The sequence below is a fragment of the Bradyrhizobium sp. WSM1253 genome (assembly GCF_000244935.1).
Lineage (GTDB): Bacteria > Pseudomonadota > Alphaproteobacteria > Rhizobiales > Xanthobacteraceae > Bradyrhizobium > Bradyrhizobium canariense.
Window position 1 is genome coordinate 5,390,623 of record NZ_JH600073.1, and the last position, 19,762, is coordinate 5,410,384.

Here is a 19,762-nt window from a genome sequence, read left to right on the forward strand (position 1 = left end):
ACAACCCCTCATCCGGCGCTTCGCGCCACCTTCTCCCGCAAGGGGAGAAGGAAGAAAGAACTGCAGTGCTCGCCTATATCGCCAGACGCATCGTCTACGTCGTCCCGATCGTCATCAGCGTCGCGCTGGTGTGTTTTCTGCTCGTGCACATCACGCCGGGCGATCCGCTGGTGGCCGTGCTGCCGGCTGACGCCTCGCAGGAGCTCGCCGCGCAGCTCCGCACCGCCTATGGTTTCGACCGCCCGCTGCCGGTGCAGTTCGGGCTTTGGCTGCTCCGCGCACTTCATGGCGATCTCGGCAATTCCATCGCCACGGGCCGCCCGGTGCTGGCCGAGGTCATGCGCGCGGTCAGCAACACGGTCACGCTGGCGATTGCGGCGGCGATCATCGGCTTCACCATGGGCATCCTGCTCGGCCTGATCGCCGGCTATTTCCGCGAGACCTGGATCGACAAGCTGGCGACATCCTTTGCCATCGCCGGCGTTTCGGTGCCGCATTACTGGCTTGGCATGGTGCTCGTCATCATCTTCTCGGTTCAGCTGAACTGGCTGCCCGCCGTCGGCGCCGGACCCGGCGGCTCGGCCGCCTGGGCCTGGGACTGGGCGCATTTGCAATATCTCGTGCTGCCGGCGATCACGACCTCCGTGATCCCGATGGGCATCGTCACCCGCACGGTGCGCGCGCTGACCGGCGACATCCTCAGCCAGGACTTCGTCGAGGCGCTGCGTGCCAAAGGCCTGCATGAGCGCGGGGTGTTCCGCCACGTCATCAAGAACGCCGCGCCCACCGCGCTCGCCGTGATGGGACTTCAGCTCGGTTACATGCTCGGCGGCTCGATTCTGATCGAGACCGTGTTTTCCTGGCCGGGCTCCGGCTTCCTGCTCAACTCGGCGATCTTCCAGCGCGACCTACCGCTGCTCCAGGGCACGATCCTGATCCTGGCGCTGTTCTTCGTCTTCCTCAATCTGCTGGTCGACATCGCGCAAGCCGCGATCGACCCGCGCATCAAGCGGGGCTAGCGATGACCGAGCTTCCGCTCTCCGTCACCTCCGACGCCGCGCTTCAGTCTGCGCCCGCGACCAAGGCGCGCGGCTATTGGGCGACCGTCGGCCGTCGGATCCGGCGCGACAAGGTCAGCATGGTCTGCGCGCTGGTGCTGCTGCTGATCTTCCTGTCGGCGATCGTTGCGCCATGGCTCGGTCTGGAAGATCCGTACAAGGGCTCGATGATCCGGCGCCTTCGGCACATCGGCACAACAGGCTACCCGCTCGGCACCGACGAGCTCGGTCGCGACATGCTGGCGCGGCTGATCTATGGCGGGCGGCTGTCGCTTCTCATCGGCATTTTGCCGGTGATCCTCGCCTTCTGTATCGGCACCTCGCTCGGCCTCGTCGCCGGCTATGTCGGCGGCAAGCTCAACACCGCGATCATGCGCACGGTCGACGTGTTTTACGCGTTTCCGTCTGTGCTGCTGGCGATCGCGATCTCCGGCGCGCTGGGCGCGGGCATCCTCAATTCCATCGTGTCGTTGACCGTCGTGTTCGTCCCGCAAATCACCCGTGTCGCCGAAAGCGTCACCACCGGCGTGCGCAACATGGACTTCGTCGACGCCGCGCGCGCCTCCGGTGCCGGTCCCTTCACCATCATGCGCGTGCACATTCTCGGCAACGTGCTCGGTTCGATCTTCGTCTATGCCACCAGCCTGATCTCGGTTTCGATGATCCTCGCGGCAGGCCTGTCCTTCCTTGGACTCGGCACTAAGCCGCCGGAGCCGGAATGGGGCCTGATGCTGAACACCTTGCGGACCGCGATCTACGTCAACCCCTGGGTCGCTGCGCTCCCCGGTGCAATGATCTTCGCGGTCTCGATCTGCTTCAACCTGCTCTCGGACGGCCTGCGTAGCGCCATGGACATCAGGAACTAGCCATGAGCGAAACCAACCTCTCTGTCGCAATGCTGGAGCCGATCGAAGACCTCGGCGGCGTCGCCCAGCCGCTGCTCCAGGTGAACGGCCTGACCAAGCATTTCCCGGTGCGCGGCGGATTGTTCGCCGCAAAGCGCACCGTGCGTGCCGTCGACAATGTCTCCTTCTCCGTCGCCAAGGGCGAGACCGTCGGGATCGTCGGCGAATCCGGTTGCGGAAAGTCGACCACCGCGCGGCTGCTCATGCACCTGATGCCGCGCGATACCGGCGACATCATTTATGACGGCATGAGCGTCGGCCAGTCGCTCTCCTTGCGCGAGCTGCGCCGCGGCATGCAGATGGTGTTCCAGGATTCCTACGCCTCGCTCAATCCGCGCCTGACCATCGAAGAGTCGATCGCCTTCGGCCCGAAGGTGCACGGTATGGCCGACGGCGCCGCGCGCGCGCTGGCGCGCGAGCTGCTCGGCAAGGTGGGCCTGGTTCCCGCCAACTTCGCCAACCGCTACCCCCACGAGGTCTCCGGCGGCCAGCGCCAGCGCGTCAACATCGCACGCGCGCTGGCGCTCTCGCCGCGGCTGGTGATCCTCGACGAAGCGGTCTCCGCGCTCGACAAATCCGTCGAGGCGCAGGTGCTCAATTTGCTTGCCGATCTCAAGAGCGAGTTCGGCCTGACCTATCTCTTCATCAGTCACGACCTCAACGTCGTGCGCTACATCAGCGATCGCGTGCTGGTGATGTATCTCGGCGAAGTGGTCGAACTCGGCCCGGTCGACCAGGTCTGGGACCAGCCGGCGCATCCCTATACGCGCGCACTCCTTGCCGCGATGCCGTCCTCGGATCCGGACCGTCGCACCGAGACGCCGCCGATCACGGGCGATCCGCCCAATCCGATCGATCCGCCCTCGGGCTGCCGCTTCCACACCCGTTGCCCGTTTGCGGAGCCGCTCTGCGCAAATGCGACACCAAAACTCACCGCGCTCGATAGAATGGGCCACGAGGCCGCGTGCTACATGGCGATCCCGGGTTCAGGCCATAGCCGCGCGCCGAAGGAGGAAACCGTATGACGAGACCGACGACAAAAGAGATCAAGGCGACGGCACAGGTCGCCGGTGTTCCCGTTGACGACGAGATCGCGACGCGCATCTCCAACTCCATCGGACCGGCCTTCGAGGGCTTTGCGGCCATTGCCGGCACGTTGCCGTTCGATCTCGAGCCCGCGCTCTATCCGATCGCGCAGGCTGCCAAGGTCTCGAAATGAGCATCGAGCCCGCATTGATGACGCTCACCGAGGTCGCGCGCGCGATCGCGATGAAGCAGGTGTCCTCGCATGAGGTGACGCGGGCGCTGCTGCATCGCATCGCGCAATGGCAGCCGCACCTCAACGCCTTCATGTCGATCGAGGCAGAGGCGGCGCTGAAGGCCGCCGATGCCACCGACGCCGAACTGGCCAAGGGGGAAGTCCGCGGGCCGTTGCATGGCGTGCCGCTCGCGCACAAGGATATGTATTACGACGCAGGCCACGTCGCGACCTGCGGCTCGCTGATCCGCCGCGATTTCGTTCCGACAGTGACCTCCACCGCCTTGCAGCGGCTGAAGGACGCCGGCCAGGTTCGGCTCGGCACGTTGCATCTCGCCGAATTTGCCTATGGCCCGACCGGCCATAACGCCCATTACGGCCCTGTTCGGAATCCCTGGAACGTGGCGCACATCACCGGCGGCTCGTCTTCGGGTTCGGGCTCGGCGGTCGCGGCGCGACTGACCTATGCCGCGCTCGGCTCCGACACCGGCGGCTCGATCCGCATGCCCGCGCATTTCTGCGGGGTCACTGGACTGAAGACCACCGTTGGCCGGGTCAGCCGCGCCGGTGCGATGCCGCTGTCGCAGTCGCTCGACACGGTCGGCCCGCTCGCCCGCACGGCCGAGGATTGCGCGCTGCTGCTGGCCCTGATGGCCGGTCCCGATCCCGAGGATTCGACCGCGAGCCGTGAGCCGCTGTCTGACTATGTCGGCGCGACCAGGGGCTCGCTGAAGGGCCTCAAGGTCGGCGTCCCCTCGTCCTTCTATGTCGATGATCTCGACGGCGAGGTGGCGCGCGTGCTGGACGAGACCATTGCAGTGCTCAAGCGCGAAGGCGCCGACATCGTCACGGTCGAGCTGCCCGATCAGCGGCAATTGTCCGCGGCAAGCCAGCTCGTGCTTGCGGCCGAAGCCGCCGCCTTCCACAAGCGCTGGATGATCGAGCGGCCGCAGGATTACGGCCCGCAGGTGTTGATGCGGCTCCAGAACGGCCTTGCGGTCCCCGCCATCACCTACCTCGAGGCGATGCGCTGGCGCGGGCCGGCACTGGCCGCGCACAACGCTGCGACATCAGGTGTCGACGCGATCATCGCGCCGGCGTCTCCGGTGCCGGCGCCGACGATCGAGGAGAGCGACGTCGGCGGCGGGCCGAACGCGCCGGCGCTGTTGCAGCGGCTGACGCTGTTCACCCGTCCGGTGAATTACCTTGGCCTGCCGTCGCTCACGGTGCCCTCGGGCTTCACCAAAAATGGTCTTCCGATCGGCATGCAGCTGATCGGCCGCTCGTTCGATGAAGCGACGCTGCTCACCATCGGCGCCGCATTCCAGCGCGCCACCGATTATCACGACAGGCTGCCGAAACTTCCGTCATGACAAAGCTCGTCGAGATCTCAGGCCTGAACATCCGCTTCACCGGCGAGCGCACGGTCTATGCCGTGAACGATCTCAGCCTCTCGCTCGGCGACGGCGAGGTGCTGGGCCTGCTCGGAGAGTCCGGCTCGGGCAAGAGCGTGACCTTGCGTGCACTGATGCGGCTGTTGCCGAAGAAGCGCACGCAGATCACGGGCAAGGTCAACGTCATGGGCCGCGACGTGCTTGCGATGAACGAGGAGCAGCTGTCGTCGTTCCGCGGCCAGACCGTGTCGATGATCTTTCAGGAGCCGGCGCTCGCGCTCGATCCGGTCTACACCATCGGCGCGCAGATCGCCGAAAGCGTGGTGCGCCATGAAGGCAAGTCTTATGCGGAGGGCCGCGCGAGAGCTCTGGAGATGCTCGACGTCGTGCGCATCCCCTCGGCCAAGCGGCGGCTGGATGCCTATCCGCATGAAATGTCCGGCGGCATGCGTCAGCGTGCGATGATCGCGCTGGCGCTCGCCTGCCGGCCGAAGATCCTGCTCGCGGACGAGCCGACCACGGCGCTCGATGCCACCGTGCAAATCCAGATCCTGCTGCTGCTGCGCGAGCTGCAGCGCGAGTTCGGCATGTCCGTCATCTTCGTCACCCACGACATCGGCGTCGCCATCGAGATCTGCGACCGGGTCGCTGTGATGTATGCCGGCCAGATCGTGGAGCAGGGCACGCTTCGCGACATCGTCCGCTCACCGGTGCATCCCTACGCCAAGGGCCTGCTCGCCTCGACCGTCCACGGGGCCAAGCGGGGACAGCGGCTCGAGACCATCCCCGGCACCCCGCCGTCGCTTGGCGAGAGGCCGCACAACTGCTCCTTTGCGCCCCGCTGCGCCGTGGCCCAGCCGCGCTGTCTGGAGCAGCTGCCTGGGAGTGTGGAGGTCGGGCCGGGCCGGGCGGCACGGTGCGTGCTGGCGGAGCCGGTCACCGCGTTGTCTTGATATTTTGCGCCCCAAGCGGGAGCGGGAACAGCATTCAGACCTCGTTCATCCCGGTTCCGCTTCCATGGAACCGTTCACGGAGAGGGACCTCACTTATGTACATTTCCAATGAAGGCCTGCTTGTCATCCTGTTCGTCGGCCTCGTGGCTGGCTGGTTGGCCGGCAAAGTGGTGCGCGGAACCGGGTTCGGCATCATCGGCGACATCGTGATCGGCATCGCCGGCGCGCTGGTGGCAAGCTTCCTGTTTCCGAAGCTCGGCATTCACATCGGCACCGGACTGATATCGGAGATCGTCTATTCCGCGATCGGCGCGGTCATCCTGCTGCTAGTGGTGCGGCTGGTCCGCGGCGGCGGCCGATTCTAATGGCGCCCGAGTTCAATTGATCGAACTTTTGACCTCTCCCCGCCTGGGGAGAGGTGACATGTCTGCAAGAAAAAGCCGCAAGATCGTGAGATTCCGGACTTGCGTGCAAGGTCGGTCGAGGGTGATGTGGGCTATAGGGGTCCCGGGTGTTCGACTGCGTTGGGCGATGAGCGCAAACGCGATGTTAATCCGGGTCAATTACTCCTGAATTTGCCTTTGAAATCAGGGGCTTTGGCCCCTACCCGAAAGAGATCAGACTGATGGCAGCCGTTCCCGGCGTCCGCCGCTCAGAGCTCGGTGATGCGCTGCGCGCCTGTCGCACGGCGTTTGTCGGCGTCGGCTTGATGAGCTGCATGATCAACCTGCTCTATCTGACCGGGTCGATCTTCATGCTGGAGGTCTACGACCGGGTGCTGCCGAGCCGCAGCATTCCGACCCTGGTCGGCCTGATCGTCCTCGCCAGTTTCCTCTACATGGCGCAGGGCGTGCTGGACATGATCCGCAACCGGATTTTGGGTCGGGTCGGCACCGCGCTGGACGAAGCCTTGAACAAGCGGGTGTTCGACACCATCGTCCGCCTGCCGCTGCTGGTCGGCAGCCGCAACGAGGGGCTTCAGCCGCTGCGCGATCTCGACAATGTCCGCTCCTTTCTTGGCAGCATGGGCCCGAGCGCGTTCTTCGACCTGCCCTGGCTGCCGCTCTATCTCGCCATCTGCTTCGCCTTCCACGTCATGATCGGCGTCACCGCGCTGGTCGGCGCCGTCATCCTGGTCGGGTTGACGCTGGTCACCGAGTTCATGTCCCGCCAGCCGGCGAAAGACGCGATGGGGCTTGCCGCCCAGCGCAACGATCTCGCCCAGGCCAGCCGCCGCAATGCCGAAGTCATGGTGTCGATGGGCATGGCCGGCCGGATGAACGCGCGCTGGAGCGAGGCCAACGAAAAATATCTCGACGGCAACCAGCGTGCGAGCGATGTCGCCGGCGGTCTCGGCGCGGTCGCAAAAGTGCTGCGCATGATGCTGCAATCGGCCGTGCTCGCGGTCGGCGCCTATCTCGTCATCCACCAGGAAGCGACCGCCGGCATCATCATCGCCGGCTCGATCCTGTCGGCCCGTGCGCTCGCGCCGGTCGATCTTGCCATCGCGCACTGGAAATCCTTTGTCGCGGCACGCCAGAGCTGGCACCGCTTGACCCGCCTTCTGGAGCAGATGCCGGCGCAGACGATGCCGACCCAGTTGCAGGCGCCCACCAGCCGCCTCTCGGTCGAAGGCATCGCCATGGTGCCGCCGGGCGACCAGCGCCTCATCGTGCAGGACGTCACCTTTGCGCTCGAAGCCGGCAACGGCCTCGGCGTGATCGGACCGAGCGGCTCCGGCAAGTCGTCGCTGATCCGCGCGCTGGTCGGCGTCTGGCAACCGGTTCGCGGCAAGGTGCGGCTCGACGGCGCGGCGCTCGACCAATGGGCGTCCGACATGCTCGGCCGCCATATCGGCTACCTGCCGCAGGACGTCGAATTGTTCGGCGGCACCATCGCGCAGAACATCAGCCGGTTCGATCCCGAGGCCACCTCCGACGGCATCATCGCCGCCGCCAAGGAGGCCGGCGTGCACGAGATGATCATCAAGATGCGCGAGGGCTACAACACCCAGGTCGGCGAGCAGGGCACGGCGCTCTCCGCGGGCCAGGCGCAGCGCGTGGCGCTGGCGCGCGCTCTCTATGGCAACCCGTTCCTGATCGTGCTCGACGAGCCCAATTCCAATCTCGATACCGAAGGCGACGAAGCGCTGACCCGCGCCATCCGTGCGGCACGCGAGCGCGGCGCCATCGTCGTCGTGGTGGCGCACCGTCCGATCGGCGTGGAAGCGGTCGACCAGATCCTGGTGCTGCGCGACGGCCGCATGCAGGCCTTCGGGCCGAAGGAGCAGGTGCTCGCCCAGGTACTCCAGCCGCGCGTGACACCGCCGGCGCCGATCAAGATCGTCAGCGAAGGCGGAGCCAAGGCATGAGCACGATGGCGCTCGGCGGCGCGAAGCCCGCCGCGAAGAGGACCGTACGGCAGTCGATCCGGTTCCACCTGATGCTCGGGCTTGGGATCGTGCTGGTCCTCCTGGTCGGCCTCGGCGGCTGGGCTTCGACGGTGCAGATTTCCGGCGCGCTGATCGCGCCGGGTCAGATCGTGGTCGAATCCAACGTCAAGAAGGTCCAGCATCCGACCGGCGGCGTCGTCGGCGAGCTGCGCGCGCGCGATGGCGACGTGGTCAAGGCCGGCGACATCGTGGTGCGGCTCGACGACACCGTCACCAAGGCCAACCTCGCCATCGTCACCAAGAATCTCGATGCGGCGCAGGCGCGTGCGGCGCGGCTCCAGGCCGAGCAGCGCGGGATCGACAGGATCGACTACCCGCAAGCGCTGCTCGATCGCAGCAACGATCCCGACGTCAAGGCGCTGCTCTCCGCCGAAACCAAGCTGTTCGACGTCCGCGTCAACGGACGCGCCGGCCAGAAGGCGCAGCTGCGCGAGCGCATCCAGCAGCTCAACGAGGAGATCGAGGGCCTCTCCGCGCAGGAGCGGGCCAAGGACAGGGAAATCTCACTGGTGCAGCAGGAGCTCGTGGGTGTCCGCGATCTCTATGACAAGCATCTGGTGCAGATCTCCCGCCTGACCACGCTCGAACGCGATAGCGCCCGTCTCAACGGCGAGCGTGCGCAATACATCGCCTCGCGCGCGCAGGCCAAGGGCAAGATCACTGAGACCGAGCTGCAGATCATCCAGGTCGACAAGGACATGGTCAGCGAGGTCTCCAAGGATCTGCGCGAGACCAACGACAAGATCGGCGAAATGATCGAGCGCAAGGTCGCCGCCGAGGACCAGCTTCGCCGCGTCGACATCCGCGCGCCGCAGGACGGCATGGTGCTGCAATCGACGGTGCATACCGTTGGTGGCGTCATCACCGCCGGCGACGCCCTCATGCTGATCGTGCCGCAGGCCGACGATCTCCAGGTCGAAGCCAAGGTCAATCCGGTCGATATCGATAAGCTCCAGATCGGCCAGAAGACGCTGCTGCGCCTGTCCGCCTTCAACCAGCGCACCACGCCGGAGCTCAACGGCGTCGTCAGCCGCGTCTCGCCCGACGTCACCACCGACCAGCGCACCGGCCAGAGCTACTACACCATCCGCGTTTCGCTGTCCGCAGAAGAGGTCGCCAAGCTCGGTGACTCCAGGCTGATCCCCGGCATGCCGGCGGAAGCCTTCGTCCAGACCGGCGACCGCACCATGCTGTCCTATCTGATGAAGCCGCTGCACGACCAGTTCATGCGGGCGTTCCGCGAGAAGTGACGCGGGGAAGCGTCGCCTCCTTTCGTCATCGGTAGCGTAGCGAAGCAATCCAGGTTGCCTCCGCGGCGAGATTTCTGGATTGCTTCGCTACGCTCGCAATGACGGGGGGGCTTCTTTCTTGCTTTAGTTTTCTTGCTATAGTTCGATTCAGCCCCAGCAACCCGGCATCGAACAATGCAATCCGTCCAATCCCCACCCTCCGTCGCCATCGAATCCTTTTCCGACGCCGGCCTCGCCGTCGCCCGCCTCGAAGAGATCTACGAGCGCAACACGAAGTTCCTGCGTGATCGGTTCGAAGCTTACGTCAACGGCGAGGCAATCACGACGCGGGTGCGGGCCTTCTATCCCTTCGTCCGTGTCACCACCGCGACGCATGCGCGGCTGGATTCGCGTCTCGCCTACGGCTTCGTCGCCCGGCCCGGTGTGCACGAGACCAGCGTCACGCGTCCGGATCTGTTCCGGACTTATCTGACCGAGCAGATCGGGCTGTTGATCCAGAACCACGGCGTCCCGGTCGAAATCGGCGAGTCCAGCGAACCGATCCCCGTTCACTTCGCCTATCGCCGCGACATCAACATCGAAGCCGCCATCACCACCAGCGAGAACTCGCCCGTGACGCGATCGCTGCGCGATGCCTTCGACGTACCTGATCTGGCCACCATGGACGATGCCATCGCCGACGGCACTTTCGAGCTCCAGCCCGGCGCGCCCGAGCCGCTGTCCTTGTTTCGGGCGGCCCGCGTCGACTACTCGCTGCGCCGGCTCTACCACTACACGGGCACAGATCCAGAGCATTTCCAGAACTTCGTGATCTTCACCAACTACCAGTTCTACGTCGACGCCTTCGCGCAGCTCTGCCAGCAGCGGCTTCAGGCTGGCGAGGCCGGCCTCGATGCCTTCGTCGCTCCCGGCAACGTGATCACGCGCAGCGGCGGCGCGTCGACGGGCGTTGCGCCCGCGCGCGCGCCGCAGATGCCGGCCTTCCATTTGGTCACCCCCGGTTATCGCGGCATCACGCTGATCAACATCGGCACCGGTCCGTCCAACGCGCGTAATGTCACCGACCATGTTGCCGTGCTGCGGCCCCATGCCTGGCTGATGCTCGGCCATTGCGCGGGCCTGCGCAACACGCAGCGGCTCGGCGACTATGTGCTCGCCCACGGCTATGTGCGCGAGGACCATGTGCTTGATCGTGAGTTGCCGCTGTGGGTGCCGATCCCGGCGCTCGCGGAGATGCAGGTCGCGCTCGAGGAGGCGGTCGAGGACGTCACCGGGCTCGAGGGGTTCGAGCTCAAGCGCCTGATGCGTACCGGCACCGTCGCGAGCGTTGACAACCGCAATTGGGAGATCAGCGGTCCCGATGTCATTCGCCGCTTGTCGCAATCGCGCGCGGTTGCGCTCGACATGGAATCGGCCGCGATTGCCGCCAACGGCTACCGCTTTCGCGTCCCCTACGGCACGCTGCTGTGCGTCTCCGACAAGCCTCTGCACGGCGAGATCAAGCTCGCAGGCATGGCCAGCGAATTCTACCGCCGCCGCGTCGGCCAGCATCTCGAGATCGGCTTGAAGGCGCTGGAACGGCTTAAACAGCAGGAATCCGAGCGGTTGCATTCGCGAAAGCTCCGCAGTTTCGCTGAAGTCGCATTTCAGTAGGCCATGGATTGCCTTTGCTGCTGACAAGCAGCGGGATTTTCGGCATTTTCGGCGCGGGGTCGACCGGGACGACTTGATGCCACTCATGCGCGACAGGATCATTGGCCATGATCTCGAACGGCTCGCCTTTCGCTTCACCATGCTGAACGACGGCGAGGTCGTACACTGCCAGATCAGCGACGCCGCGATGGACGAGCTTGCGGGCATGCAGGGCACCGAAAGCAGCGCGCGGCAGGCCCAGTTCCTGTCGCTGCGCGAGACCATCGAGCGCCTCGCCTCAGACCTCTACGACGAGGCGCCGCGGGTCAGGGGTCATGTGGTGCGGATCTTTACGCGACATTTGCAGCGGTAGTGCCGCTCCGGGCTCTGCCGTCATGCTCCGGGGCAGTTCATCGGTTGGTCAAGATCTGGTCTTGCCGGGCTTACCTTCCCGCAACGTGCCCGGCGGGCTGAGGACCGCGTCTCTTGCATCAGCTGTCAAACATGATCACGCTGCGCAGCGTCTTGCCGGCCTTCATGTTGGCAAAGCCTTCGTTGATCTCGGAGAGCTTCAGCTTGGCCGAGATCCAGTCCTCCAGGTGCAGCCGGCCGCGCAGGTAGAAATCCACCAGCCGCGGCATGTCGACGCGAAAATGGTTCGAGCCCATCGATGAGCCCTGGATCCTGCGCTCGCGCAGGAAGTCGAAGCCATGCAGCTCGATCTTCTGGCCGAACGGAATCATGCCGACGATGGTGGCCGTGCCGCCGGAGGCAAGCATGCCGAAGGCCTGCTCCGCGGTCTCCTTGCGGCCGAGCACCTCGAACGAATGATGCACGCCGCCATTGGTGAGATCGCGCACCTGCTTCACGACGTCGCCGTCTGCCGGATTGATGATGTCGGTGGCGCCCAGCTTGGTCGCGAGCTCGAGCTTGGCCGGATTGGTGTCGATGGCAATGATGCGGCCGGCACCGGCGATCTGCGCGCCGTTGATCGCAGCCATGCCGACACCGCCGCACCCGATTACGGCTACGGTCTCGCCGGCCGTCACCTTCGCCGTGTTCACGACCGCGCCGTAGCCGGTAATGACGCCGCAGCCGATCAGCGCCGCAAGATCGAGCGGCATCTCCTTGCGGATTTTGACGATCGCGTTCTCGTGCACCAGCATCTGCTCGGCGAAGGACGACAGGTTGAGAAACTGATGCAGCTTCTCCGAGCGTGCCCATTGCATTCGATTGGATGCCCCCGGCAGCAATTTCACCGTAGTGTCGGTGCAGAGCACCGTGCGGCCCGTGGTGCAATTGTCACAGGTGCCGCAGAACACCGAAAGACAGGTGACGACATGATCACCGGGCTTCACATAAGTCACGTCGGAGCCGACCTGCTCGACGACACCGGCCGACTCGTGCCCGAGCACCGCAGGCAGCGGATGCGGATACAGGCCTTCCATGAAGTGCAAATCGGAGTGGCAGAGACCAGCGACCGACGTCCGGATCAGGACCTCGCGCGGGCCGGGCTTCGGCAGGCTGACATCCTCGATGACCAGGGGTTTGTTGACTTCATGGAGGACGGCGGCCTTCATCGAGCACTCCCTATCGCTTTTTTGCTTTGAACGCGGGTGGCAGCCTACGCTGCCAGGACCAGTTCGCCAACCTCGCTCATGCTACCGGCGCGATCGCCGAGGAGAAGCGCCGCGATCTTCTGCTGCACGGGATTTTCCGTCAACCGGAACGGATCGCTCGGCGACACCCGGTGATCGATCACCAGCCGCGACAACAACAGCCTTCGCGCATCGCCACGCATGTCGTGAATACGATGTGCCTCCCAGGCGAGCGCGACGGCACTGGCGACATGATAGAGCAGGCTTGTGGCGCGGCGCGCATCGGCCTCGTTGTCGGCCGCGCTGGCGACCTCGCGCGCGAAGCCGACCGCGCGATCGGTGAGAGTGTGCAGCCGGTCGCGCCAGGCCTGCGGCACCGAGGGGCTGTCATCGAGGCGGGCGTGCAGATCGGCTGCGAGCGCGGATTCGGCGCCGTGGCGGCCGACCGCGCGCCTCAGCGCATCGATCGCGACGATGTTGCCGGTGCCTTCCCAAACCGAACCGAGATGCGCGTCCCGCAGCAGCCGAGCGGTCGCGAATTCCTCGATATAGCCGATGCCGCCGCGCATCTCGAGCGCATCGCCACAAACCTTTCGCGCGTCCCGGGTGGCGCGGAATTTCAAGGTCGGCGTCAGGATGCGCAGCAGTGCGGCTGCATCCTGGCTGCCGGCCTCGGCACGGTCGAGCGCGTCCGCGGTGAGAAAGCTCATCGACAACGCTTGCTCGACCGGCAGCATGATCTTCAGTATCTGGCGCCGGCCCAGCGGCAGGTCGATGATGCGGTTGCCGAACACCACACGGTTTTTTGCCACCGTCATCGCGTCATGGTAGGCCCGCCGCATCAGCGCGGTGGATTTGACGCCATTTGACAGCCGCGACGAGTTCACCATCTCGGCCATCTGCACGAAGCCGCGGTCGAGCTTGCCGACCGCGTAGGCGATCGCGCCTTCGAGCTTGATCTCACCCGAGGCCATCGAGCGCGTGCCGAGCTTGTCCTTCAGACGCACGATCCGGTAGTGGTTCTGCGAACCGTCGTCGAGGAAGCGCGGCATCAGGAACAGGCCGACACCGCGCGTGCCGAGGCCGGCGCCTTCGGGGCGCGCCAGCAGCATCACGATTTTTGCGTCGGCGTTCGAGCAGAACCATTTTTCCCCGGTAAGGCGCCAATGGTCGCCTTCCTGCACGGCCGTCGTGGTCAGCGTGCCGACGTCGGAGCCGCCTTCCTTTTCGGTCATGAACTGGCCGCCTTGCGTCAGCTTGCTCATATCGGTCTGGGTCAGGCCATCGAGATATTTCGCCTTCAGCGCCTCGGTGCCGAAATTCGCCAACAGCTTGGCGCAGCCGTCGGTGACGTTGATCGGGCAGCCCATGCCGAATTCGGTCTGGTTGAACAGGAAGGTGAAGGCGTGCTTGGCGACGACGGGATACTTGTCCGGCCAGCCCATGATGCCCTTGCGGATCGAGAGCGCGTGGATGCCGAACTCGCCGAACGCTGCCTTCTCCAGCTCGCGATAGGCCGGGTGGTATTCGATCCACTGCAAATCGCGGCCGAACTTGTCGCGCTGGTGCAGCACCGGCGTGTGCCGGTCGGCGAGCCGCGCGCAATCGTCGAGATGTCCGCCGGCGAGTTCACCAAGGCGATCGAGATGCGGCTCGACGTGGCGGAATAGCGTCTCCGGCAGATGGATGCGCAGGAGATCGGTGAGGGCTTGGTCGGCGCGGTAGAAATTCATGCCGGTAGTGTCGGGAGCCAGCAGTCCGGATGGTGCGGCCGCGACCTGTTTTGCCTGCGCAGGGGCCGGCTTGTGCATGATCGTCCTCTTCGTTTCCGCCTTGCGGTCATTTTGCGCTGATTTGGCGCTTGCCGCTTGAGATGATGTCGATCATGCTCCAGTCGCGAAAGCGGATAAAGCCGCAAATTGTCAGGGAGGCATGATCGCCGCGTCGGAGCAATTCGCTCTGCGGAATTGTGATCCTCCCCGGGTGGTTGTCCGCGCGGACCGTGCATAGATCAGCGGCTTCCCGTCTTCGAGAGATCACGTCATGGAACACCCGAAATACAAGATCGCCCTCATCGTCGGCGCCGGCGAAGGCCTGAGCGCCTCGCTGGCGCGGCTGTTGTCCGCCCAGGGCATCCGCGTCGCACTGGCCGCGCGAAAAATCGAGAAGCTCGGCGCACTCTGCAGCGAGACCGGCGCCAAGGCCTATGCCTGCAACGCCACCGACCCTGATGAGGTCGAACGCCTGTTCGGCCTGGTCGAACGCGAGATCGGTACGCCCGATTTGGTCGTCTACAACGCGAGCGGCCGGGCGCGCGGGCCGTTCGTCGATCTCGTTCCGGCCGACGTGGCGCACGCCATTGCGGTCAGCGCCTATGGCGGCTTCCTGGTGGCGCAGCAGGCGGCCAGGCGCATGCTGCCGAACCAGCACGGCGCGATCCTGTTCACCGGCGCTTCGGCAAGCGTCAAGGGCTATGCGCAGTCCGCGCCATTCGCGATGGGCAAGTTCGCACTGCGCGGGCTGGCGCAGAGCATGGCGCGCGAATTGTCGCCGCAAGGCATCCATGTCGCACATTTCGTGATCGATGGCGGCATCAGAAGCGCAGCGCGCACGGAAGCGCCGGAGAAGCCGGATTCGATGCTTGATCCCGATGCCATCGCGGAGAGCTACTGGAACGTGTTGCAGCAGCCGCGCAGCGCCTGGAGCTGGGAGCTGGAGCTGCGGCCCTGGGTCGAGAAGTTTTGAGGCAAGCTGCCGTAGGGTGGGCAAAGGCGCATAGCGCCGTGCCCACCATCAACCACGAAACAGCAAATGGTGGGCACGCTTCGCTTTGCCCACCCTACAAGGGCGGGAATCATGAGCACGGAAATCACCATCGATACCGGCACCAACGAACTCCTCTGCGCGATCCGCGATCGCGTCGCATTGATCACGCTGAACCGGCCGGAGGCGCGCAACTCGCTGTCGGACGCGCTGACCCCGGCGCTACGCACCATGATCCGCTCCTGCGGCGAGAACCCCGATGTCGGCGCGCTGCTGATCACCGGCGCGGGCGAAGCGTTCTGCGCGGGCGGCAACGTCAAGGGCATGGGCGCGCATCGCGACCCGAAGAAGCTGGAAATGTCCTTTGACGACAAGGTCGCCGATCTCCAGGAGCGGCAGCGCCTGCTCACCGGCGCGCTGGTGTCGGTGCGCAAGCCGACCATCGCCGCGCTGCCGGGGCCGGCGGTCGGCGCGGGGCTCGCCATCGCCATGGCCTGCGACATCCGCATTGCCGCGCAATCGGCCTTCGTGGCTACCGGCTATGCGCGCATTGCGCTCAGCGGCGATTATGGCATCGCGTGGCTGTTGACGCGCCTCGTCGGCACCGCGCGGGCACGCGAGCTGCTGTTCACCGGCGATCGGGTCGATGCTGCCAGATGCGAGGCCATCGGCCTCGTCAACCGCGTGGTGCCCGACGACAAATTGCAGGCAGAGGCCTTTGCGCTGGCAAAATCCCTCGCTGAAGGTCCGCGCCTCGCGCTGCGCTACATGAAGGACAATCTCGACGAGGCCCTGCTGTTCGACTTCGAGACCGCGCGCGACCACGAAGCCGAACGTCTGGTCCGCCTGACCGCGACCGCCGATCACAAGGAGGCGGTGCAGGCCTTCATCGAGAAGCGCAAGGCGGTGTTCACGGGGAAGTAGGGAGCCGTAGCCCGGATGGAGCGAAGCGAAATCCGGGACGCTTCAGCTGAAGCCCGAAACCCGGATTGCGCTTCGCTCCATCCGGGCTACGAAGAATAAAAAAAAGCCCGGCGCTGTTTGACCAGAGCCGGGTTCGAGTGGTGTCAGACCGAGGCTGAGGGGCTATCGGCCTGACGGGAAAGGGCAACGAGACGCCAACTCGCGCAGGGAATGTCCTTCGGTGCGACGGAAATCTCCTTGTCGAAGCGCACCAGCTTCCAGTCGTCAGGATGATTGACGAAGGCGAAGTCCGATTTGCGCGCGAGCGAGATCATGGCCGCGTTGGAGCGCAGCGTGTCGCCGAACATGTGGTCGGCGCCAAGCGCGGCCGCGCGGCATTCGAGATTCTTCATCAGCGCGGTGGCGATGCCGTGGCCCTGCCAGCGGTCGGCAACCGACAGACCGAATTCAAGCGTCGCGGTTTCGGCATGCAGTGCGTAGCGCGCTTCGGCGACGATGGTCTCGAAGCCGTCGACCATCATGGTCGCCACCACGGTAAAACGCTCGCGCTCGCCGACCTGGAGGAATTCGTGCAGCAGGCCCTGCGGCAGTTCGCTGATCGCGCCGAAGAAGCGGTTGTAACGGGACCGCGTCGAGAGCGAGCGAAAATAGTGCTGGAGCTCCTCGGTGTCGCGCGGTTCGACGAAGCGAACGCGCAGCGCCTCGCCGTATCGCGTGCGCAGCGTGTCAGAATATTGCTTCAGATCTTCCAGGCGAAGGATGCTCATGACACGCGCACTCAAGGGGACCAAAGGCAAAAGGGACCGCCGGCGCCCCACAGTCAGGCGGCGCCGGCCTGGCGGCCAATCAGGCCCGCCAGAAGGGTTTGTCGGCCTCATAGGCCACATCGCTCCAGGACAGCCCGACGTCCTGAAGGTCACGCGCGGACCAGTTGGTGAGCTCACGCCTTGTCCGGTAGCGCTCGTGCCAGACGTGAAGGGTCTCGCCGATCTGGTGGATCAGCCCGGGCGCATGATGATTTGTCATCGAATTCTGGGTCAAAGTAGACATTGTCAGCTCCTAGAGCTAAGTTGACCGCTAATATCTGCTTGCTGGTGCACTGCGACAAACGACAATTTGTACTCCTTCGCATGAAATAACGTCATGTATCCTGCTGCCAGATGACTGCCAGATTGCCCTCCCTCAACGGATTGCGGGCCTTTGAGGCCGCCGCGCGCCATCTCAGCTTCACACTGGCTGCGTCCGAGCTGAACGTGACCCAGACCGCGATCAGCCATCAGATCCGCAGGCTCGAGGAGGAGCTCGGCATCCGCCTGTTCGTCCGGCAGAACCGCGCACTGGCGCTGACGCCGGAGGCGCGCGACTATTTGCCGGGCGTCCGTGCCGCCTTCAACGACCTTCGGCTGGCCACCGACCGGCTGCTGCGCAAGGACGACGACAAGGTGCTGACGGTCTCGACGCTGGCATCGCTGGCCGCAAAATGGCTGTTGCCGCGGCTGACCGATTTCCAGGAGCACCATCCCGGCATCGACGTCCGTATCACCACCTCGACCAGCCTCGTCGACTTCCAGCGCGACAATGTCGATGCCGCGATCCGCTACGGCCGCGGCCAGTGGCCGGGTCTGCGCGCCGACTGGCTGATGGCGGACGAGCTGTTTCCGGTGTGCAGCCCGTCTCTCTTGCGCGGTGACAAGCCGTTGCGCTGTCCCGAGGACCTCAAGAGCCACATGCTGCTGCACACCTCCAACGCCAACAGCGACGACTGGCGGCTGTGGTTGACGGCGGCGGGTCTGCCGGCCGACATCGCCAGGCAGCCCGGCATCACCTTCGACATGATCTTCATGACGATCCAGGCCGCCATCGACGGCATCGGCGTGGCGATGGGGCGGACCTCCTACGTTCAGGACGACATTGCCAAGGGCCGGCTCGTCGTTCCCTTCAAGATCGCGCTGCCGGCCGATGCCGGCTTTTACCTGGTCGCGCCGGAGGGCCGCCGCGAAGCGCCGAAGCTCGCCGCATTCCGTGAGTGGATGATCGCCGCAACGCGGAATAAAGCCTGAAAAATCATCAGCTTCCGCGGCAAAATCGATTGACTCGCACCCCCCCGCGCGGGAAGGGGTAAGACAGATTGTCGCAGCAATAATCCGTCGCCTGCCGTGAAGTGAGTTCCGGTCCGGCCGCGTCTTCAGGGGAGTAACGCCATGGCTGGACCAGCAGCATCGACCAATCCGCCCGAGATCAAGTCGCGCATCGGCGCGATCCTGCGCGCAACGAGCGGCAATTTCCTCGAGCAGTTCGACTTCTTCCTGTTCGGCTTCTACGCCGCCGCCATCGGCAAGGCATTCTTCCCGTCCAGCAACGAGACCGCCTCGCTGCTCAACACCTTCGGCGTGTTCTGGCTCGGCGCATTGATGCGTCCCGTCGGCGCGATTGTGCTCGGCGCCTATATCGACCGCATCGGCCGCCGCAAGGGCCTGATCGTCACGCTCGGCATCATGGCCGTCGGCACCGTCGTCATCGCGTTCTGCCCGAGCTACGCGACCATCGGCATCGCCGCGCCTGTCATCGTGCTGATCGGCCGTCTGCTGCAGGGCTTCTCCGCCGGCGTCGAGCTCGGTGGCGTGTCGGTTTATCTGTCGGAGATTTCGACGCCCGGCAATCGCGGCTTCTACACCTCGTTCCAGTCGTCGAGCCAGCAGGTCGCGATCTTCGTCGCCTCGATCCTGGGCTACCTTCTATCCGAGGTAATGCCGGCCGACACGGTGGCCGCATGGGGCTGGCGCATTCCGTTCTTCGTCGGCTGCCTGATCATTCCCCTGATCTTCTTCCTGCGGCGGACGCTCGAGGAGACGCCGGCCTTCCTCGCCATGAAGAAGCATCCGACGGCGAACGAAGTGTTCGCCTCCGCACTCGCCAATTGGCGCATCGTCCTTCTCGGCATGATGATCGCGGTCCTGACCACGACGACGTTCTACTTCGTCACGGTGTACACGCCGACCTTCGGCAAGACCGTGCTCAAGCTGTCGAGCCAGGATGCGCTGTTGGTGACGCTGCTGGTCGCCGTGACCAACTTCTTCTGGAATCCGGTCGGCGGCGCCTTGTCGGACCGCATCGGCCGCAAGCCGGTGCTGATCACCATCGCCTGCCTGTCGCTGGTCACGGCCTATCCGGCGCTGCACTGGCTGGTGGCAGCGCCGAGTTTCGGCAAGCTGCTCGCCGTCGAGATGATGTTCTCGTTCTATTTCGGCGTCTACAGCGGCACCATGCTCGGCGCGCTGGTCGAGATCGTGCCGGCGCATGTCCGCACCACCTGCTTCTCGCTCGCCTTCGCGCTCGCGGCCGCCCTGTTCGGCACCTTCACGCCGTTCGCCTCGACCCTGCTGATCGAGCACACCGGCGACAAGGCCTCGCCCGGCTTCTGGCTGATGTTTGCGGCGCTGCTTGGCGTCATCGCGGCCTCGGTCGTGTATCGGGGCGGCGGCAAGGCGGTGCCGACATATGATGCGGTGGTCGAGCCGGTGGCGGGACACTAGGACGGTGTCATTTCTCCTGGTACTCCCGTGGCACGATGGACT

Annotated in this window: 19 protein-coding genes; 15 read left to right on the forward strand and 4 right to left on the reverse strand. The window is 65.1% G+C overall.

Annotated elements, in window-relative coordinates; genetic code table 11:
• Window positions 1-65: 65 nt before the first annotated feature.
• The 11 genes from BRA1253DRAFT_RS26825 to BRA1253DRAFT_RS26875 all read left to right on the forward strand — a co-directional run bounded on the left by BRA1253DRAFT_RS26825 (window position 66) and on the right by BRA1253DRAFT_RS26875 (window position 11,275).
• Entirely contained in the window at window positions 66-1,019 is a 954-nt protein-coding gene (locus tag BRA1253DRAFT_RS26825; protein ID WP_007599552.1) for an ABC transporter permease, read from the forward strand.
• A gap of 2 nt (window positions 1,020-1,021) precedes the next feature.
• On the forward strand, window positions 1,022-1,924 hold the full coding sequence (locus tag BRA1253DRAFT_RS26830) for an ABC transporter permease (protein WP_007599554.1): 903 nt from the start codon (window positions 1,022-1,024) through the stop codon (window positions 1,922-1,924).
• Between the two features lie 2 nt (window positions 1,925-1,926).
• Complete coding sequence (locus BRA1253DRAFT_RS26835; protein ID WP_007599556.1) at window positions 1,927-2,988, forward strand: ABC transporter ATP-binding protein; 1,062 nt, start codon at window positions 1,927-1,929, stop codon at window positions 2,986-2,988.
• Window positions 2,985-3,182 carry a hypothetical protein gene (locus BRA1253DRAFT_RS26840; protein WP_007599557.1) on the forward strand — a complete coding sequence of 66 codons (198 nt, stop codon included), beginning with the start codon at window positions 2,985-2,987 and terminating at the stop codon, window positions 3,180-3,182. The genes BRA1253DRAFT_RS26835 and BRA1253DRAFT_RS26840 overlap by 4 nt, the downstream gene beginning before the upstream one ends.
• Window positions 3,179-4,594: an Asp-tRNA(Asn)/Glu-tRNA(Gln) amidotransferase GatCAB subunit A gene (locus tag BRA1253DRAFT_RS26845; protein ID WP_007599558.1), complete on the forward strand. Its 1,416-nt coding sequence runs from the start codon at window positions 3,179-3,181 to the stop codon at window positions 4,592-4,594. Before BRA1253DRAFT_RS26840 ends, BRA1253DRAFT_RS26845 begins: the two co-directional genes overlap by 4 nt.
• Window positions 4,591-5,568 carry an ABC transporter ATP-binding protein gene (locus tag BRA1253DRAFT_RS26850; RefSeq protein WP_007599559.1) on the forward strand — a complete coding sequence of 326 codons (978 nt, stop codon included), beginning with the start codon at window positions 4,591-4,593 and terminating at the stop codon, window positions 5,566-5,568. The genes BRA1253DRAFT_RS26845 and BRA1253DRAFT_RS26850 overlap by 4 nt, the downstream gene beginning before the upstream one ends.
• Window positions 5,569-5,663: 95 nt before the next feature.
• Window positions 5,664-5,933 (forward strand): GlsB/YeaQ/YmgE family stress response membrane protein, encoded by a 270-nt coding sequence (locus BRA1253DRAFT_RS26855; RefSeq protein WP_007599560.1) that lies wholly within the window; start codon window positions 5,664-5,666, stop codon window positions 5,931-5,933.
• Window positions 5,934-6,193: 260 nt separating this feature from the next.
• Window positions 6,194-7,939 (forward strand): type I secretion system permease/ATPase, encoded by a 1,746-nt coding sequence (locus tag BRA1253DRAFT_RS26860; protein ID WP_007599561.1) that lies wholly within the window; start codon window positions 6,194-6,196, stop codon window positions 7,937-7,939.
• On the forward strand, window positions 7,936-9,270 hold the full coding sequence (locus BRA1253DRAFT_RS26865) for an HlyD family type I secretion periplasmic adaptor subunit (RefSeq protein ID WP_007599563.1): 1,335 nt from the start codon (window positions 7,936-7,938) through the stop codon (window positions 9,268-9,270). Before BRA1253DRAFT_RS26860 ends, BRA1253DRAFT_RS26865 begins: the two co-directional genes overlap by 4 nt.
• Window positions 9,271-9,444: 174 nt before the next feature.
• The gene (locus tag BRA1253DRAFT_RS26870) at window positions 9,445-10,923 is read left to right on the forward strand and encodes an AMP nucleosidase (protein ID WP_007599565.1); all 1,479 of its coding nucleotides are present in this window, start codon (window positions 9,445-9,447) and stop codon (window positions 10,921-10,923) included.
• A gap of 76 nt (window positions 10,924-10,999) precedes the next feature.
• Window positions 11,000-11,275, forward strand: a complete 276-nt coding sequence (locus BRA1253DRAFT_RS26875; RefSeq protein ID WP_007599567.1) for a DUF1488 family protein — start codon at window positions 11,000-11,002, stop codon at window positions 11,273-11,275.
• Window positions 11,276-11,393: 118 nt separating this feature from the next.
• Here BRA1253DRAFT_RS26875 and BRA1253DRAFT_RS26880 read toward each other — a convergent pair whose 3' ends face one another.
• Both BRA1253DRAFT_RS26880 and BRA1253DRAFT_RS26885 read right to left on the reverse strand, forming a co-directional pair.
• Window positions 11,394-12,482 (reverse strand): Zn-dependent alcohol dehydrogenase, encoded by a 1,089-nt coding sequence (locus BRA1253DRAFT_RS26880; protein WP_007599569.1) that lies wholly within the window; start codon window positions 12,480-12,482, stop codon window positions 11,394-11,396.
• Between the two features lie 44 nt (window positions 12,483-12,526).
• Window positions 12,527-14,311, reverse strand: a complete 1,785-nt coding sequence (locus tag BRA1253DRAFT_RS26885; RefSeq protein WP_007599571.1) for an acyl-CoA dehydrogenase family protein — start codon at window positions 14,309-14,311, stop codon at window positions 12,527-12,529.
• A 232-nt stretch (window positions 14,312-14,543) separates the two neighbouring features.
• Between BRA1253DRAFT_RS26885 and BRA1253DRAFT_RS26890 the strand changes: the two genes are divergently transcribed.
• Window positions 14,544-15,245: an SDR family NAD(P)-dependent oxidoreductase gene (locus BRA1253DRAFT_RS26890; protein ID WP_007599572.1), complete on the forward strand. Its 702-nt coding sequence runs from the start codon at window positions 14,544-14,546 to the stop codon at window positions 15,243-15,245.
• Window positions 15,246-15,356: 111 nt separating this feature from the next.
• A complete protein-coding gene (locus tag BRA1253DRAFT_RS26895) occupies window positions 15,357-16,187 on the forward strand; it encodes an enoyl-CoA hydratase (protein WP_007599573.1) in 831 nt (276 codons plus the stop codon).
• A gap of 143 nt (window positions 16,188-16,330) precedes the next feature.
• Here BRA1253DRAFT_RS26895 and BRA1253DRAFT_RS26900 read toward each other — a convergent pair whose 3' ends face one another.
• Window positions 16,331-16,954, reverse strand: coding sequence for a GNAT family N-acetyltransferase (locus BRA1253DRAFT_RS26900; RefSeq protein ID WP_007599574.1), 624 nt, complete (start codon window positions 16,952-16,954; stop codon window positions 16,331-16,333).
• A gap of 79 nt (window positions 16,955-17,033) precedes the next feature.
• Window positions 17,034-17,237: a DUF1127 domain-containing protein gene (locus BRA1253DRAFT_RS26905; protein ID WP_007599575.1), complete on the reverse strand. Its 204-nt coding sequence runs from the start codon at window positions 17,235-17,237 to the stop codon at window positions 17,034-17,036.
• A 110-nt stretch (window positions 17,238-17,347) separates the two neighbouring features.
• On the opposite strand from BRA1253DRAFT_RS26905, the gene BRA1253DRAFT_RS26910 reads away from it, so the two are divergent.
• Both BRA1253DRAFT_RS26910 and BRA1253DRAFT_RS26915 read left to right on the forward strand, forming a co-directional pair.
• Entirely contained in the window at window positions 17,348-18,247 is a 900-nt protein-coding gene (locus BRA1253DRAFT_RS26910) for a transcriptional regulator GcvA (RefSeq protein WP_007599576.1), read from the forward strand.
• Between the two features lie 141 nt (window positions 18,248-18,388).
• A complete protein-coding gene (locus BRA1253DRAFT_RS26915) occupies window positions 18,389-19,720 on the forward strand; it encodes an MFS transporter (protein WP_007599577.1) in 1,332 nt (443 codons plus the stop codon).
• Window positions 19,721-19,762 lie beyond the last annotated feature (42 nt).

Coding starts and splice junctions, on each gene's coding strand:
- BRA1253DRAFT_RS26850 (WP_007599559.1), top strand. CDS start 4,591: ATGACAAAGCTCGTCGAGATCTCAGGCCTGAACATCCGCTTCACCGGC.
- BRA1253DRAFT_RS26890 (WP_007599572.1), top strand. CDS start 14,544: ATGGAACACCCGAAATACAAGATCGCCCTCATCGTCGGCGCCGGCGAA.
- BRA1253DRAFT_RS26915 (WP_007599577.1), top strand. CDS start 18,389: ATGGCTGGACCAGCAGCATCGACCAATCCGCCCGAGATCAAGTCGCGC.
- BRA1253DRAFT_RS26880 (WP_007599569.1), bottom strand. CDS start 12,482: ATGAAGGCCGCCGTCCTCCATGAAGTCAACAAACCCCTGGTCATCGAG.
- BRA1253DRAFT_RS26865 (WP_007599563.1), top strand. CDS start 7,936: ATGAGCACGATGGCGCTCGGCGGCGCGAAGCCCGCCGCGAAGAGGACC.
- BRA1253DRAFT_RS26835 (WP_007599556.1), top strand. CDS start 1,927: ATGAGCGAAACCAACCTCTCTGTCGCAATGCTGGAGCCGATCGAAGAC.
- BRA1253DRAFT_RS26845 (WP_007599558.1), top strand. CDS start 3,179: ATGAGCATCGAGCCCGCATTGATGACGCTCACCGAGGTCGCGCGCGCG.
- BRA1253DRAFT_RS26910 (WP_007599576.1), top strand. CDS start 17,348: ATGACTGCCAGATTGCCCTCCCTCAACGGATTGCGGGCCTTTGAGGCC.
- BRA1253DRAFT_RS26895 (WP_007599573.1), top strand. CDS start 15,357: ATGAGCACGGAAATCACCATCGATACCGGCACCAACGAACTCCTCTGC.
- BRA1253DRAFT_RS26900 (WP_007599574.1), bottom strand. CDS start 16,954: ATGAGCATCCTTCGCCTGGAAGATCTGAAGCAATATTCTGACACGCTG.
- BRA1253DRAFT_RS26840 (WP_007599557.1), top strand. CDS start 2,985: ATGACGAGACCGACGACAAAAGAGATCAAGGCGACGGCACAGGTCGCC.
- BRA1253DRAFT_RS26870 (WP_007599565.1), top strand. CDS start 9,445: ATGCAATCCGTCCAATCCCCACCCTCCGTCGCCATCGAATCCTTTTCC.
- BRA1253DRAFT_RS26905 (WP_007599575.1), bottom strand. CDS start 17,237: ATGTCTACTTTGACCCAGAATTCGATGACAAATCATCATGCGCCCGGG.
- BRA1253DRAFT_RS26875 (WP_007599567.1), top strand. CDS start 11,000: ATGCCACTCATGCGCGACAGGATCATTGGCCATGATCTCGAACGGCTC.
- BRA1253DRAFT_RS26885 (WP_007599571.1), bottom strand. CDS start 14,311: ATGCACAAGCCGGCCCCTGCGCAGGCAAAACAGGTCGCGGCCGCACCA.
- BRA1253DRAFT_RS26855 (WP_007599560.1), top strand. CDS start 5,664: ATGTACATTTCCAATGAAGGCCTGCTTGTCATCCTGTTCGTCGGCCTC.
- BRA1253DRAFT_RS26860 (WP_007599561.1), top strand. CDS start 6,194: ATGGCAGCCGTTCCCGGCGTCCGCCGCTCAGAGCTCGGTGATGCGCTG.
- BRA1253DRAFT_RS26830 (WP_007599554.1), top strand. CDS start 1,022: ATGACCGAGCTTCCGCTCTCCGTCACCTCCGACGCCGCGCTTCAGTCT.